Origin of the sequence: Ferrovibrio sp. (assembly GCF_025869515.1) — a bacterium.
In the GTDB taxonomy this organism is placed as follows: Bacteria; Pseudomonadota; Alphaproteobacteria; order Ferrovibrionales; family Ferrovibrionaceae; genus Ferrovibrio.
Genome location: NZ_JAOZVR010000025.1, coordinates 1 through 13,963 on the forward strand (window position 1 = coordinate 1; position 13,963 = coordinate 13,963).

General features: G+C 61.8%; 18 protein-coding genes. 8 read left to right on the forward strand and 10 right to left on the reverse strand.

The features are described from left to right. The first annotated feature begins 55 nt into the window (after positions 1-55). Complete coding sequence (xdhC, locus tag OJJ21_RS04285) at positions 56-907, forward strand: xanthine dehydrogenase accessory protein XdhC (RefSeq protein ID WP_297683497.1); 852 nt, start codon at positions 56-58, stop codon at positions 905-907. Here the strand turns inward: xdhC and OJJ21_RS04290 are convergent. Beyond that, positions 880-1,110, reverse strand: coding sequence for a hypothetical protein (locus OJJ21_RS04290; protein ID WP_297683500.1), 231 nt, complete (start codon positions 1,108-1,110; stop codon positions 880-882). The genes xdhC and OJJ21_RS04290 overlap by 28 nt on opposite strands. Before the next feature lie 110 nt (positions 1,111-1,220). On the opposite strand from OJJ21_RS04290, the gene OJJ21_RS04295 reads away from it, so the two are divergent. Both OJJ21_RS04295 and OJJ21_RS04300 read left to right on the forward strand, forming a co-directional pair. After that, a complete protein-coding gene (locus OJJ21_RS04295; RefSeq protein ID WP_250915738.1) occupies positions 1,221-2,138 on the forward strand; it encodes a LysR substrate-binding domain-containing protein in 918 nt (305 codons plus the stop codon). 314 nt (positions 2,139-2,452) lie between these two features. Continuing rightward, a complete protein-coding gene (locus tag OJJ21_RS04300) occupies positions 2,453-3,352 on the forward strand; it encodes a LysR substrate-binding domain-containing protein (protein WP_297683502.1) in 900 nt (299 codons plus the stop codon). A 21-nt stretch (positions 3,353-3,373) separates the two neighbouring features. Here the strand turns inward: OJJ21_RS04300 and OJJ21_RS04305 are convergent, their stop codons facing one another. Continuing rightward, positions 3,374-3,751 carry a hypothetical protein gene (locus OJJ21_RS04305; RefSeq protein ID WP_297683504.1) on the reverse strand — a complete coding sequence of 126 codons (378 nt, stop codon included), beginning with the start codon at positions 3,749-3,751 and terminating at the stop codon, positions 3,374-3,376. A 188-nt stretch (positions 3,752-3,939) separates the two neighbouring features. Here OJJ21_RS04305 and OJJ21_RS04310 point away from each other — a divergent pair, with 188 nt between their 5' ends. From OJJ21_RS04310 to OJJ21_RS04330, 5 genes are read left to right on the forward strand one after another with little or no spacing between them, the layout of a single operon-like run. Continuing rightward, positions 3,940-5,175 carry a urate hydroxylase PuuD gene (locus OJJ21_RS04310; protein WP_297683506.1) on the forward strand — a complete coding sequence of 412 codons (1,236 nt, stop codon included), beginning with the start codon at positions 3,940-3,942 and terminating at the stop codon, positions 5,173-5,175. Further along, positions 5,172-6,482, forward strand: a complete 1,311-nt coding sequence (guaD, locus tag OJJ21_RS04315) for a guanine deaminase (protein WP_297683508.1) — start codon at positions 5,172-5,174, stop codon at positions 6,480-6,482. The genes OJJ21_RS04310 and guaD overlap by 4 nt, the downstream gene beginning before the upstream one ends. 7 nt (positions 6,483-6,489) lie before the next feature. Then, complete coding sequence (locus OJJ21_RS04320) at positions 6,490-6,918, forward strand: hypothetical protein (RefSeq protein WP_250915732.1); 429 nt, start codon at positions 6,490-6,492, stop codon at positions 6,916-6,918. A gap of 19 nt (positions 6,919-6,937) precedes the next feature. Next, a complete protein-coding gene (locus tag OJJ21_RS04325) occupies positions 6,938-7,375 on the forward strand; it encodes a potassium channel family protein (RefSeq protein WP_250915731.1) in 438 nt (145 codons plus the stop codon). Between the two features lie 39 nt (positions 7,376-7,414). After that, positions 7,415-8,560 carry an alpha-hydroxy acid oxidase gene (locus OJJ21_RS04330; protein ID WP_297683512.1) on the forward strand — a complete coding sequence of 382 codons (1,146 nt, stop codon included), beginning with the start codon at positions 7,415-7,417 and terminating at the stop codon, positions 8,558-8,560. Positions 8,561-8,570: 10 nt separating this feature from the next. On the opposite strand, the gene OJJ21_RS04335 is transcribed toward OJJ21_RS04330, so the two are convergent. The 8 genes from OJJ21_RS04335 to OJJ21_RS04370 all read right to left on the reverse strand — a co-directional run. Continuing rightward, a complete protein-coding gene (locus OJJ21_RS04335; RefSeq protein ID WP_297683514.1) occupies positions 8,571-9,359 on the reverse strand; it encodes a hypothetical protein in 789 nt (262 codons plus the stop codon). Beyond that, on the reverse strand, positions 9,356-9,958 hold the full coding sequence (locus OJJ21_RS04340; RefSeq protein WP_297683516.1) for an RNA polymerase sigma factor: 603 nt from the start codon (positions 9,956-9,958) through the stop codon (positions 9,356-9,358). The genes OJJ21_RS04335 and OJJ21_RS04340 overlap by 4 nt, the downstream gene beginning before the upstream one ends. 174 nt (positions 9,959-10,132) lie before the next feature. Beyond that, complete coding sequence (locus tag OJJ21_RS04345) at positions 10,133-10,690, reverse strand: tetratricopeptide repeat protein (RefSeq protein WP_297683518.1); 558 nt, start codon at positions 10,688-10,690, stop codon at positions 10,133-10,135. Between the two features lie 179 nt (positions 10,691-10,869). Continuing rightward, positions 10,870-11,610, reverse strand: a complete 741-nt coding sequence (locus OJJ21_RS04350) for a metallophosphoesterase family protein (RefSeq protein ID WP_250946467.1) — start codon at positions 11,608-11,610, stop codon at positions 10,870-10,872. Between the two features lie 3 nt (positions 11,611-11,613). Beyond that, entirely contained in the window at positions 11,614-11,970 is a 357-nt protein-coding gene (gene uraH / locus OJJ21_RS04355; protein ID WP_250915725.1) for a hydroxyisourate hydrolase, read from the reverse strand. Beyond that, entirely contained in the window at positions 11,967-12,467 is a 501-nt protein-coding gene (locus OJJ21_RS04360; protein ID WP_297683520.1) for an ureidoglycolate lyase, read from the reverse strand. The genes uraH and OJJ21_RS04360 overlap by 4 nt, the downstream gene beginning before the upstream one ends. A gap of 6 nt (positions 12,468-12,473) precedes the next feature. Continuing rightward, positions 12,474-12,839 carry a HepT-like ribonuclease domain-containing protein gene (locus OJJ21_RS04365; protein WP_297683521.1) on the reverse strand — a complete coding sequence of 122 codons (366 nt, stop codon included), beginning with the start codon at positions 12,837-12,839 and terminating at the stop codon, positions 12,474-12,476. A gap of 323 nt (positions 12,840-13,162) precedes the next feature. Next, positions 13,163-13,963: hypothetical protein (locus tag OJJ21_RS04370; protein WP_297683522.1), on the reverse strand; the 801-nt coding region annotated here is incomplete at its 5' end.

Consider the following 13,963-nt stretch of genomic DNA (forward strand, 5'->3'; position numbering starts at 1 on the left):
CCAGTGAATCGATTGCAGCGACGAACGCCGGCAGGGCGGAGGGGGGGAGCCACGCATGAACGGCAAACCATCTCTTTCCGTCTTCCTCGCCGCCCATCCAAACTCCGTCCTCGTCGAAGTCGCCGAGGCAAGGGGCTCGACGCCGCGGGAAGCCGGGGCGTTCATGGTCGTCGCCGATAGCGGGTTGTTCGGCACCATCGGCGGCGGTCATCTGGAATTCATCGCCATCGACCACGCTCGCGCGATGCTTGCGGGCAAGGCGGCCGACGAGACGCTGGATATCCCGCTCGGACCGGAAATCGGTCAATGCTGTGGCGGCCGCACGCTGCTGCGTTTCACCCGGATCGCTGAGACGGTTACCGAAAGGCTCCTGCGGCAATCATCGAGCGAACAGCAGGCCTTTCCCGATGTCTTCCTCTTCGGCGCCGGCCATGTCGGACTTGCCCTAGCGACGGCACTTGCGCCCCTGCCCTTCAATGTGACGGCGGTGGAGACCCGCCAGATCGAGCCCGGAACCCTGCCCGAGACGATCACGTTTCGCCATGTCCCAATGCCGGAGACCGAGGTCGAGGCCATTCGCCCAGGCGGCGCGGCCGTGATCCTCACCCATGACCACGCGCTTGATTTCCTGATTGCCCGGCAGGCGCTTGCCCGCGACGATCTCGCCTATACCGGCATGATCGGGTCGGCGACCAAGCGGGCCACCTTCTCCCGCTGGCTGATGCGCGAGGGCGGCGAAGCCGCATGGCTCAATCGACTGACGCTGCCGGTCGGCGGCAACATGGTGAAGGACAAGCGGCCGGCAGTCATCGCAGCGCTGGTTACGGCGGAACTCATCACCCGATTGCTCGGGGCCAAGCAGGCGAAATCTTCCACCCGTCAGGACGAGCGCGTCCTCGGCCGGTAAGGACGACGGTTCGAAAGCAGCCGGTCGGCCTCCCGACGATCCGCGATCATCCAATCCTTCTCCAGCCCCACATCTCGCAACAGGCCGTCCGGCAGATCCTCGATGGACATGCGTCCGCCGGAAAGGAGACGCCGGAAAAAACGGTAGACCGAAGCGAATACATGGCTCCCGGGAAGGAATACCAGTCGAATCTCGGACAGCATGGTCGCCTCCACATGCGAAATGTTCTGTTGATGCATGTCGCAATAAATGCCGTTGATTTCCGGGAAATTCCAATTCAATCTCGGCGAAACACCATAAAGAGAGCTTATCGATGAAGCTGTCGCGCCAATTTCCACTGAATGCTCTGCGAGTCTTCGAGACCGTCGCCCGGCTTGGCAATTTCACCCGCGCCGGGGAGGAGCTGGGCATGACCCAGACGGCCGTCAGCTACCAGATCAAGATTCTGGAGGAGAATATCGGAGAAGCACTTTTTGTGCGCCAGCCACGGCAGGTGGTTTTGACCGAAACCGGCAGCCGCATGCTCCCGAAGGTCAGTGAAGGGTTCGTGCTGCTCAACGACGCCGTCAATCAGGCCCGGCGCAGCCGCGACGAAATTCTGGAAATCCATTCGACGCCAACCTTCGCTTCTCACTGGTTGGCCCGAAATCTTGGCACCTTCCAGCTCGAATATCCGCACATCGCCGTCCGTCTGCAACGTGGTACGCAATTGACCGATTTCAACCGTGAGCCTGCCGATGTCGCGATCCGAATCGGCATTGATCCATGGCAGGGGCTGGTATGCCACCCGCTCATCCGGCTTTTCTACACGCCCATGCTCAGCCCGCGCCTCGCTGAAAGCATCGGCGGTATAAGCCAACCGGCCGACCTCCTGAAACTGCCGCTGATCTCCGACGACGACAGGTGGAAGGTGTGGTTCGCCGCGGCCGGCGTCGATGCCTCGCAGAGCAACACGCAAAAGCTGGATGCCTTCGGCGCGCTCGACCTCGAGGCGGGAGCAGCACTCGCCGGTCACGGCGTGGCGATGCTCAGCCCCTTCTACGTGCAGGACGAACTGGCGTCCGGCCGCCTGATACAGCCCTTCGACCTCAGTTGGACGGACGAGAAAATCTACTGGCTCGTCTATCCGCATGGACGGCGCAACCTGCCCAAGATCCGCGCCTTTCAGGCATGGCTCATGGCCGCATTGCCTGTGTCGTCAGAGATAGCGCGGCGGCCAGCCGACGCCTGACCAGACATCGCGGCGATGATCCTCGCGATCGGGGCCGGGTGTCCGCCGACCGTCCAGAAGACCAAGGTCGCGCATCTGGTGTTGCGACAAGGCCTCCCGCCTGCGCCGCGACCGGACAAGGACCCTCGCCAGCAAAGCGCTAAACCTGTTTTTCCGGCGATAAAGGCGCAGGAAGCCATCCGGCATAACATACGTCATGGCCGACCTCTCGTTGACAATGAAGAATTGCAGTTGATCTATGAGAGATAGAATGCGCCTGATTATCGCCGTATTCCAACGAAAGATCCGTCTGCATGGATCAAGAGGGCTTATCCATGAAACTATCCCGCAATTTCCCGCTGAACGGCATGCGGGTGTTCGAGGCCGCAGCCCGGCACCTGAGCTTCACCAGGGCGGGCGAGGAACTGGGGATGACGCAGACCGCCGTCAGCTACCAGATCAAGCTGCTGGAGGAGATGCTCGGCGAGCAGCTTTTCCTGCGCCGGCCAAGGCAGGTCACCCTGACGGAAGCCGGGGCAAGCCTCGCGCCAAAGGTGGCGGAAGCCTTCGGCCTTTTGCAGGAGGCCGTCGCCAATATGCGCGAGACGGCGCAGGTCACGCTCACCATCCACTGCACAGCGACCTTCGCCCAGCAATGGCTGGCACGGCGGATCGGTGATTTCCAGATCAGGCACCCGAACATCGCGGTGCGCCTCGAGGCATCATCCGCGCTGATCGACTTCAACAGCGCGGAAGCCGACATCGCCATCCGAACCGGCGACGGAAAATGGCCCGGCCTCTACAGCCAGTTCCTGATCTACAGCGGTTTCACGCCTATGCTCAGTCCGGCACTTGCACAAAGCGTCGGAGGCCTGCACCGGCCGGAAGACCTCCTGAAGCTGCGCATCATCGATCCGAGCGATCCCTGGTGGCGCATCTGGTTCACCGCCGCCGGCGTCGCAGATCCCGATCTGGACAGCCGCCCACGCAGCCGGCTCGGGGCTCAGACCTTCGAGGCGAATGCCGCCATGGCCGGTCAGGGCGTCGGCATCCTGACCCCGAAATTCTATCGTGACGAGATCGCCATGGGCCGCCTTTTCCAGCCTTTCGATATCATGGGTCGCGACGGCCACGACTACTGGCTCGCCTACCCGGAAGCCAAGCGCAAGCTGCCGAAGATAAGGGCATTCCATGCCTGGATCGTGGAAACGCTGGCAACGGACGGCCTCACCTGAGCTTCGCCGATCGGTCTTGGCTTAGAAGGACATGTCCGGTGCATAGAAACATCGGGGCGTGTTTTCGTCCGGAAAGAGACAGAGGTGATATTCGCTGTCCTGGGAGCGGCGGGTGGTGCTCTGTGGGAACTTGAAGATGTGATTGCGGGTGATAAGCCGGTGATCGCCCGGCGCAAGCGTCAGCTGATATCCACCCGGCACGATCCTGACGCTCGACGACGGTATCTCCTGACAGTCGCCGGTGTGGCCATCCCCGTTGCAGCAATAGAGATCGTAGCTCCAGCCGGAATGGGCATCGTGAGCTTCGACGGTGAACGCATAGAGTATGATGCTGACGATTAGCAATGCCAAGCGCATGGGCGGCTTCTCCATTGAATGAAGGCCTTCGCCGGTACGCACGACCACCCCCCGGCGGATTTGCGACACCAATGTAACAGTTAACGAACATTAGAATAAGAACATAAATTGGGGAGTAGGTTTTCGCGGCGCACAAATCACCGGGGAAAGCATCGATTTCGCCCCCTGCCCCCTTTCATTCCCAAGGCTTTTTCGACAAAGTTTCGGGTTGGGGAAGAAAGGGATTTCTGATGTATGAATTTGCCATCGCCTGGGAATGGCTGGCCTTTGCCGTTCGCTGGCTGCATGTCGTCACCGCCATCGCCTGGATCGGTTCGTCCTTCTATTTCATCGCACTCGATCTTGGTCTCGTAAAACGCGACCACCTGCCCGCAGGCGTATACGGCGAGGAATGGCAGGTTCACGGGGGCGGTTTCTACCACATCCAGAAATATCTGGTCGCGCCGGCCTCCATGCCGGAACACCTGACCTGGTTCAAATGGGAAGCCTATACCACCTGGCTTTCGGGCTTCGCCCTGCTCTGTGTGGTCTATTACGGCGGCGCCGATCTCTTCCTGATCGACCGCCATGTCCTCGATGTAGACCAGTGGCAAGCGATCGGCCTTTCGCTCGCATCCCTCGGCGTCGGCTGGGTACTCTACGACCTCTTGTGCAAGTCGCCGCTCGGCAAGAATACCTGGGGCCTGATGGCATTTCTCTATGTCGTGCTGGTCGCCATGGCCTGGGGCTACACCCAGATCTTCACCGGCCGCGCCGCCTTCCTGCATCTCGGCGCCTTCACGGCGACGATCATGTCGGCCAACGTCTTCTTCATCATCATCCCGAACCAGAAGATCGTCGTGGCCGACCTCATCGCCGGCCGCACGCCGGACCCGAAGCTCGGGGCACAGGCCAAGCAGCGCTCGCTGCACAACAACTATCTGACGCTTCCCGTCATCTTCTTCATGCTGTCGAACCACTACCCGCTGGCCTTCGGCACCGCCTATAACTGGATCATCGCCGCCCTGGTCTTCCTGATGGGCGTCACCATCCGCCACTGGTTCAATACCACTCACGCCCGCAAAGGCCGCCCGCTCTGGACCTGGATGGTCACGACCGTTCTGTTCATCGTCATCATGTGGCTTTCGACCGTGCAGAAGCCCGTTTCGGAAGATGAGGTATCGGTGGCTCCCGTCTACCAGCGCTTTGCCGCTGACGCGCATTTCCCCGCGGTGAAGGACATCGTCGCCAGCCGCTGTTCGATGTGCCATGCGGCCGAGCCGGTATGGGATGGCGTGGCGCGCGCGCCAAAATCCGTGAAGCTCGAAAGCGACGCCGAGATCGCCGCCCACGCCCGCGAGATCTACCTGCAGGCCGGCCGCGCCCATGCCATGCCGCCCGGCAATATCACCGAGGTCAGCGCCGAAGAACGCGCGCTTCTCGTCGCCTGGTATGAGAGTTCAGTTTCCGGGGAAAGCAGCCAATGACAGCCACCCTCTATCGCGGACGCCTTCTCTCCTTCCGCCACGCGCCCGAAAGCGTGCATGACGAGGGAAGCTACCGCTATGAAAGCGACGGCGCGCTGCTGGTCAAGGATGGCCGGATCGCCGCCATGGGCGATTATGCCGCCGTGAAGGCCGGGGCCGGACCCGATGCCGTCGAGGTCGATCATCGGCCGCATCTCATCCTGCCCGGCCTGATCGATACTCATGTGCATTTTCCACAGATGCAGGTGATCGGCTCCTATGCCGCCAACCTGCTGGAATGGCTGAACACCTATACCTTCCCCGAGGAATGCCGCTTCGTCGAGACGTCCCACGCGGAACGCATCGCCCGGCACTTCTTCGATGAGTTCTTCCGCAATGGTACGACCACCGCCGTCGCCTATTGCTCCGTGCACAAGGCCTCCGCCGACGCCTTCTTCGCCGAGAACCTTCGCCGCGGCAGCCTGATGGCCGCCGGCAAGGTGATGATGGACCGCAATGCCCCTCAGGGCCTGCTGGACACCCCTCAGATGGCCTATGACGAGACGCGTCAGGTGATCGCCGACTGGCACGGCAAGGGCCGCAACCACGTCGCCATCACGCCGCGCTTCGCCATCACCTCCACCCCGGAGCAGATGGCTGCCACGCAGGCGCTGGCCGAGGAATTTCCCGACCTGCACATCCAGACACATCTTTCGGAAAACCGCGACGAGATCGACTTCACCTGCTCGCTCTATCCGGAAGCGACCGACTACACGGATATCTATGCCCGTTACGGCCTGCTTGGCCGCAAGACCCTGCTCGGCCACGCCATCCACCTCTCCGATCGCGAGGCCGACGCGATCTCCGAAGCCGGTTCGATCGCCGTCCACTGCCCGACATCGAACCTCTTCCTCGGCTCCGGCCTCTTCCCGATGAAGCGCTACCAGCGCCGCGACAAGCCGGTCAGGATTGCGGTGGCGACCGACATCGGCGGTGGCTCCAGCTATTCCATGCTGAAGACCATGGACGAGGCCTACAAGATCCAGCAGTTGCAGGAGGAACGCCTCAATCCGCTGGAGAGCTTCCACCTGATGACGCTCGGCAATGCCGAGGCGCTGTCGCTTTCCGACCGGATCGGCACGCTGGACGCAGGAACGGACGCCGATTTCGTCGTCCTCAACCCGGCGGCGACGCCGGCCATGGCTTTGCGCATGGAAACAGTGAAAACCCTTGCGGAAGAGCTCTTTCTGCTGCAGACATTGGGCGACGACCGCTCCGTCGTCGAAACCTACGTTGCGGGCAAGGCAAGCAAACCGGCCGCCGCCTGAGGAATCGATGCAGCACGGCTATTCCGGCACTCCCCTTGCCAAGAAACTCGGCCTCAAACCGGGCATGGCGGTCCTGTTCCTCGACCTGCCTGAGCACCTGGGGGATCTCACCCGGACTGACGGGCTGGCGAGCGTCGCGACAAGCCTCGACAGGGTCGCCGCGCGGGAATTCGACCTGATCCACGCGTTCGAAACCGTTCGCGAACAGCTTGCCGACCGACTTCCCGTACTACGCGCCGCATTGAAGGCGGACGGCATGCTGTGGCTTTCCTGGCCGAAGAAATCCTCTGGCGTGGAAACCACGATCACTGAGGACGTCCTGCGCGAACTGGTTCTGCCGCAGGGACTGGTCGACGTGAAGGTCTGCGCCGTCGATTCTGTCTGGTCGGGACTGAAATTCGTGTTCCGCAAGGAACTGCGCGGGACACTCGCCTGATGCTTGCCGGGAACACCCCATGAACCTGTTGCTGAACCTCGCCCTGGGCACGCTGATGATCTCGCTCACCGTCGTCATCCACACCTTCGGCTTGATAGGTGTCACCCGCGTGATGAGTTGGATCATCGACCGCATCCGGCTGCACGGCCATCGCAGCCGCATCCTGGCCATGAACACCGTGGTTCTCGGCGTCTTCTGCGTGCTGACGGCCGAGGTCTGGCTCTGGGCGCTGTGCTATCGGCTGATCGGTTTTCTCGGCGATTTCTCGACGGCGCTCTACTTCTCGACCGTCACCTTTTCGACCATCGGATACGGCGACGTCATTCCGCACCCCGAATGGCGCATGCTGGCGGGACTGGAAGGTGTCAGCGGTTTCCTGCTGATCGGCTGGTCCACCGCCTACCTCGTCGCAGCCGGCATAAGGGTCGGCCCCTTTCGTTCGGGGGAGCATTTCTGATGGCTCTCTGTCGCTAATTTCCAGCTGAAGGCAATAAAAGTGTCCACCATTCTCGAAATCGCCGATCTCAAGGCGCTGGCGAAGCGCCGCGTTCCGAAACTTTTCTTCGATTACGCCGATAGCGGCTCCTATACAGAATCCACCTATCGGGCCAACGAGTCGGACTTTTCCAAAATCAAGCTGCGCCAGCGCGTGCTGGTCGACATGAGCGGCCGCTCGCTCGAAACCACGATGATCGGCGAGAAGGTCTCGATGCCGGTGGCTCTTGCCCCGACCGGCCTCACCGGCATGCAGCATGCCGATGGCGAAATGCTGGCGGCCCAGGCAGCCGAGGAATTCGGCGTTCCCTTCACGCTTTCGACCATGAGCATCTGCTCGATCGAGGACGTCGCCTCGGCAACGAAGAAGCCTTTCTGGTTCCAGCTCTATGTCATGCGCGACCGCGATTTCGTGATGAACCTGATCGATCGCGCCAAGGCCGCAAAATGCTCGGCACTGGTGCTGACCGCCGACCTTCAGATCCTCGGCCAGCGCCACAAGGATCTGCGCAACGGGCTCTCCGCTCCGCCGCGCCTCACGCCGAAGCATCTCTACCAGATGGCGACCCGTCCGCGCTGGTGCTGGAACATGCTGCAGACCAGCCGCCGCACCTTCCGCAATATTCACGGCCATGCCAAGGGCGTGACCGACCTCGCCTCTCTCAACGCCTGGACGTCAGAACAGTTCGACCCTCAGCTTTCGTGGAAGGATGTCGAGTGGATCCGTGAACGCTGGGGCGGCAAGCTCATCATCAAGGGCATTCTCGATGCCGAAGACGCGACGCTCGCCGCACAGACGGGTGCGGATGCGATCGTCGTTTCCAACCACGGCGGCCGCCAGCTCGATGGAGCGCATTCCTCAATCTCCATGCTGCCGAAGATCGTCGACGCCGTCGGCGACAAGATCGAAATCCACCTCGACAGTGGCATCCGTTCCGGACAGGACGTGCTGAAGGCCATGGCGCTCGGCGCAAAGGGCACCTTCATCGGCCGCCCCTTCCTTTATGGTCTCGGCGCGATGGGCAAGCCGGGTGTCACCAAGGCGCTGGAAATCATCCGCAAGGAGATGGACACGACCATGGCGCTGTGCGGCAAGCGGCGGATCGAGGAAATCGACCACCGGATCCTCGCGGAAAACCCATACTGACAGTCCTCAATCAGGCGGAGAGCCTGTCGATCAGTGCCTCCGCGAGATCCAGCATGCGCGTTTCGGGCGCATGCCCGATCAGCATCAGCGCATGACTGCCATCCGCCCAGTGGACGACGGTCATGCCATTGCGTTGCTCTGTCCGCATAGGCGCGGGCTTCCCATCCGAGCGGACGATACAGAAGGCAAGCGGGCCGCTGTCCGGATCGAGATAAAGGATCTGGGCCAGCGGCTTGCCGTCATAGGCCAGAACCTGCGCACGCTTGTAGTCGAGGTCATCGAAATCGAGCTGCTCGGATGTCATCCGCATGTCGAGACGCCGGTTGACGGCCGAAAGCTCCGCCGCCTGCTCGGCGGCCGTCGGCAGCACACCTGAAAGTGTCTGCACATCGTAGAGCGACATGTATTGCGCGACGAGGCCCCGCCACTCGTCCGGTCTCTCTCCATCCTCATCGAACCAATCGAAACCGACCCTGCCGACGAGGATGCCCACGAGCACCGATGCAGCCACCGCGCCGAGAAGGCCACGGCGACCGACGCCGCCTGTGATGACCGGTGTCGGTTTCGTACCGGCCGCCGCAAGCATTGACTGCAGCCGCCCGACCGGCGCTTCTCCAAGCAGGGGCGCGAAGGAATGACGATAATCGAGATTGGCGCGCATCAGGAATTCCAGCCGGTCGGCAACGCCACTGTCCTGCTCAAGCAGGCTCTCGATGCGGTCGCGCTCCTCGCTGTCCAGTTCTCCGTCGATGAAGGCCGTCAGGAGTTCGTCAGATGGCATGTTGTCTTCCCGTGTCATCGCTCGCCCTCCCCCCTTGCCTCTGCGAGCTTCGCCCGCGCGGCGGCCAACCGGCTCATGATGGTTCCGACCGGCACGCCGAGGATCGCCGCGACCTCGCGGTAGGACAGCCCCTCGACATAGGCCAGAAACACGGCGGTCCGTTGCGCCTCCGGCAGTGCGTCCACGAGACGCATGACCTGATTGGCCATAACCTTGCGGTCGGCCTCCGCCCGGCCATCGAAGGAAAGAACGTCGGCAGCCTCGGCCAGCCCCGCGCCCTCGCGCACCCGCTGCGCCCGGACCTCGTTCAGCCAGATCGAATGCAGGATGGCGAGAAGCCACTGGTCGATCCGCGACCCCGCGGCAAACTGTGCCGCCCGCTCCAGCGCCCGGACGCAGGTCTGCTGCACCAGATCGTCGGCCATGTCCCGCCGACGCGACAGCACGAAGGCATATCGCCACAGCCGGCTCAGATTGGCCGACAGACCGTTTCGCACGTCCGCCTCGCTTGCGATGGCAGCCTCCCTTCCCGTGAATGAAACGGGCGCGACCGCCCGGTCCTGTTGCGATGACGGGGCGGCGCTGTTCAGCGGATAATCACAGGATAGGCTCGACATTGGCAAGATACCGATTTGACGACAAACCGAACCACGAAATCGCGGCCCGGCCCGTCATCTGCTCCCCAGCGCATCGGCCCGAAAATCGGAATCGATTTTCGGAAAGCTCGATGCGCAGATTCAAGATGTTAGAGCGTCCTTTGTGCGTCCAAATGGACGCGCGGCGCTCTAGCGTCAGATCTTCGCAGCCGCGCCGATGGCGGCATCGAGGTCGCGATATTCCTCGCAAGTGGTGCCGCAAAGCCCTTTGATGGCCTGCAGCTGCGCCTTGGCCAGTTCAATCTCGCCCTTCAGGACATAAGCCTCACCGAGATATTCCCGCACCTGCGCATATTGCGGGTCCGCGGCCACGGACCTCAGGTAATAGCCGATGCCCTCATCGAGACGGCCGAGCTTGCGGGTAGCGTAACCGCGATAATTCAGCACTTCCGGCGAGTTCTGATCCTTCACCGTATCGAGAACGTCGAGAGCATCCTGGTAGCGCTCGGCCTTTGCCAGCGCATAGGCATAATCGGCAAGGTTTTCGTCGGTGAGATTGGCGCCGCTCTGCCGGATGCATTTCTGGGTCTTGCGGTCATAGACGCTGCCCTTTTTGCAGACCGGCGTGGAACCCGAGCTGGAATCCGAACCGCCGCCATAACCGCCGGCCGCGAAAACGGGACCGGCAAGGGCGACGGAAAAGAGGCAGACGGCAGACAGGGTGGCAAAGCGAAGCTTTTGAACGCGGGGCATGGCTTGATCCTCTGCAAATACGACAGCGCCGGAAGCCACCTACGATGAACGGCGGACGCTGCGAGTTTGATTTTCCCGCATGAACCCGCGCCGAACGTTCCCGGCGGGGCAAACATGCAGGGTTGCAGGAGGTGAACACCCCGGAGGGTGCTTCTATTCGACGGAATCTGAAATTTTCTTCAGGCGATCCAGCCGCCCGAAAGCGCGCTGACCCAGTCTGCCATGCCGTGAGCAGCCGCCATCTCGGCTGCGGCCGCGTTATCGTAGCGTACCTGCCGGAAGGTCGGCTGCCAGCCACGACCGGTCTTTTCCAGAACGGCATAAGCGGCGAACGGCGTGCCCTGCTGGGCCTTGTGATAGAAGGGCTGGTCATAATCGAAGCCCGGACAGCCAACGCTGCCCGGATTGACGATCAGGCGGCCATCGGAAAGCTGGACAGCCCTCGCGATATGGCTGTGACCGCAGAGAATGAGCGGCTGCTCGATACCATTGGCAAGCCCCTCGATTTCATCGAGCGGCTTCAGATGGAAGATGCCATCCGGCGAAAGCGTCTCCATCCAGTAGGTGTTATCATCCTGCGGCGTCGCGTGGCAGAGATAGGCCTCGTCGCGGTAGACAGCGCTGAACGGCAGCGCGCGGATCCAGTCGAGATGGTCCGTGGTGAGCTGCGGAAAAACCGGCTGCTCCCAGTCACCCATTTCCTCGAACGGCCTGTCAATCAGCGCCCGATCGTGGTTTCCCCGAACACTCACAGCCCCGAGCGGCAACAACAGGTCCGCCGTGGCACCGGCGTTCAGAGGACCGGAAAAGCTGTCCCCGAGATTGACGATCTCGGAAATCCCCTGCCGGCGGATATCCTCCAGCACAGCTTCAAGCGCCAGATGGTTGCCGTGAACATCGGCGATCGCAGCGAAGATCATCGATCAGCTGCCCCGATAGGTGGAATAGCCATAGGGCGAAAGCAGAAGCGGCACATGGTAGTGCGCCTCGGTATCGCTGATGCCGAAACGGATCGGGATGACATCGAGGAACGGGGGCGAAGTGAGCGGCGCACCCTGCGCCTTCAGGTAGTCGCCGGCATGGAACAGCAGTTCGTACTGCCCGACCCGGAAGCTCTCGCCCGAAAGGATCGGTCCGCCGTCGACGCGGCCATCGGAATTGGTGATCGCGGTGGTTACCAACTCGGCATCCTCGCCCACGATCCGCATCAACTGGATCTTCAGACCTTCCGCCGGCTTGCCGAGCGCGGTGTCGAGGACATGGGTGGTGAGGCCGGTCATAGATGGGGCTCCAGAATCACGAAGGGCTTGTCGAAAAAGAACTCTTCGAGATTGTTGCCCGGCCCGTCACGATCGACAACCAGAAAATCCGAGATTTCCCCGATCGCCATCAGCGGATGATGCCAGACGTTGCGCCGGTAGTTCACGCCCTGATCGGGACGCGCCAGAAAGACCTGCGGACGCCCGGGCCTGCCATCCTCTTCGGGCGAGACGGCCACGAGGAACGGCCGGCCGGAGAGTGGCGAAAAGCTCTGGCTGCCGAACGGATGCCGCTCCATCATTCCGACCTCATAGGGAAAGGCGCGCGGCTGGCCGCGGAAGATGTTGACGATAACCCGCGCGCCCTCACCCGTCACCTCCGGCGAAAACAGCGCATGAAACCGCTCCGTGGTGCCGCCATTGATCAGGCGCATTGTTTCGGGCCTGGCGAAAATCACCTCACCGAAGGGAGCGAATGCTTCGGGGGCGAGAGGCTGGATGGAAAGCAGGTCTGACAAGAGGAGTCATTCTCCCTGAATATGCGGATGGCGTAGCTGGTTGATCTGGCGGATCAGTGCCGGCAGGTCGACTTGAACGGTGTCCCACACCAGTCGCCAGTCAAGTGGTTCGTGCTCATGGACAACCATGTCGCGCCAGCCCCTGATTTTCCGCCAGTCGATGTCAGGATATTCGGAAACGGCAGACGGAAAGCCGGCCAGTACCCTCGCAGCCGCGGCGGCGATCAGCACGAAGGTCATCGCAACCGCGCGCTGGATCAGGATATCCCGCTCGAATGCCTCAAGGGTCACATCCTTGACAAAGCCGACAGCCTCGGAGGCCGCCTCCTGCATGTCGCGAAGATTTTCGAGAAAACGCTGCTCTGGAGTCATATGACCGCCACCGAACCGAACACGCTCGGTTTCGCCGCATTGAAGCGTTTGGTCGCCTGCCTGTTCTTCTCCAGCACTTCCGATGGCCGCATGGCCGAACCTCCGTTTGGGGCAATATAGAGCATGTCCCGTGAAAGTGGGAACCGGTTTCGGGACGAGGACATACGCCCTAATACGCAGGGAGAATTTGAGCGATCACAACGCGCTTTTGTGAGGCCCCTCCCGAAGGAAATCGGGAACCTCACCAAAACTCGGCAGGCCGCACACGAAAACAGCGCCGGCTTTCACCGGCGCTGTCGTGATCAATGGTCGATCTTCGAAGATCAGGCTGCTGCAGAAGCAGCGAACGGAACTTCCGAGATCGTCTTCAGGACCTGCGAAGCGATCGCATAGGGGTCGCCCTGGGAGTTCGGACGACGATCTTCCAGATAACCCTTGTAGTCGTTCTTGACGAAGGAGTGCGGAACGCGGATCGAAGCGCCACGGTCGGCAACGCCGTAGGAGAACTTGTTCCACGGAGCCGTTTCGTGCTTGCCGGTCAGACGCATGTGGTTGTCCGGGCCGTAAACGTTGATGTGGTCCATCAGGTTCTTGTCGAACTGCGCCATCAGACGTTCGAAATAGTCCTTGCCGCCGACTTCGCGCATGTACTTGGTCGAGAAGTTGCAGTGCATGCCCGAACCGTTCCAGTCGGTGTCGCCGAGCGGCTTGCAATGGAACTCGATGTCAATGCCGTAGCCTTCGCACAGACGCAGCAGCAGGTAGCGGGCGATCCAGATCTGGTCGGCGGCCTTCTTGGAGCCCTTGCCGAACACCTGGAATTCCCACTGGCCCTTGGCCACTTCGGCATTGATGCCTTCGTGGTTGATGCCGGCTTCGAGGCAGAGGTCGAGATGTTCCTCGACGATCTGGCGGGCGACGTCACCGACGTTCTTGTAGCCGACGCCGGTGTAGTACGGGCCCTGCGGTGCCGGGAAGCCGTGTTCCGGGAAGCCGAGCGGGCGGCCGTCCTTGTAGAAGAAATATTCCTGCTCGAAGCCGAACCAGGCGTCCTCGTCGTCGAGGATGGTCGCGCGGGCGTTCGACGGATGCGGGGTGACGCCATCAGGCATCATGACTTCGCA

Coding starts and splice junctions, on each gene's coding strand:
- xdhC (WP_297683497.1), top strand. CDS start 56: ATGAACGGCAAACCATCTCTTTCCGTCTTCCTCGCCGCCCATCCAAAC.
- OJJ21_RS04290 (WP_297683500.1), bottom strand. CDS start 1,110: ATGCTGTCCGAGATTCGACTGGTATTCCTTCCCGGGAGCCATGTATTC.
- OJJ21_RS04295 (WP_250915738.1), top strand. CDS start 1,221: ATGAAGCTGTCGCGCCAATTTCCACTGAATGCTCTGCGAGTCTTCGAG.
- OJJ21_RS04300 (WP_297683502.1), top strand. CDS start 2,453: ATGAAACTATCCCGCAATTTCCCGCTGAACGGCATGCGGGTGTTCGAG.
- OJJ21_RS04310 (WP_297683506.1), top strand. CDS start 3,940: ATGTATGAATTTGCCATCGCCTGGGAATGGCTGGCCTTTGCCGTTCGC.
- guaD (WP_297683508.1), top strand. CDS start 5,172: ATGACAGCCACCCTCTATCGCGGACGCCTTCTCTCCTTCCGCCACGCG.
- OJJ21_RS04320 (WP_250915732.1), top strand. CDS start 6,490: ATGCAGCACGGCTATTCCGGCACTCCCCTTGCCAAGAAACTCGGCCTC.
- OJJ21_RS04325 (WP_250915731.1), top strand. CDS start 6,938: ATGAACCTGTTGCTGAACCTCGCCCTGGGCACGCTGATGATCTCGCTC.
- OJJ21_RS04335 (WP_297683514.1), bottom strand. CDS start 9,359: ATGACACGGGAAGACAACATGCCATCTGACGAACTCCTGACGGCCTTC.
- OJJ21_RS04340 (WP_297683516.1), bottom strand. CDS start 9,958: ATGTCGAGCCTATCCTGTGATTATCCGCTGAACAGCGCCGCCCCGTCA.
- OJJ21_RS04345 (WP_297683518.1), bottom strand. CDS start 10,690: ATGCCCCGCGTTCAAAAGCTTCGCTTTGCCACCCTGTCTGCCGTCTGC.
- OJJ21_RS04350 (WP_250946467.1), bottom strand. CDS start 11,610: ATGATCTTCGCTGCGATCGCCGATGTTCACGGCAACCATCTGGCGCTT.
- uraH (WP_250915725.1), bottom strand. CDS start 11,970: ATGACCGGCCTCACCACCCATGTCCTCGACACCGCGCTCGGCAAGCCG.
- OJJ21_RS04365 (WP_297683521.1), bottom strand. CDS start 12,839: ATGACTCCAGAGCAGCGTTTTCTCGAAAATCTTCGCGACATGCAGGAG.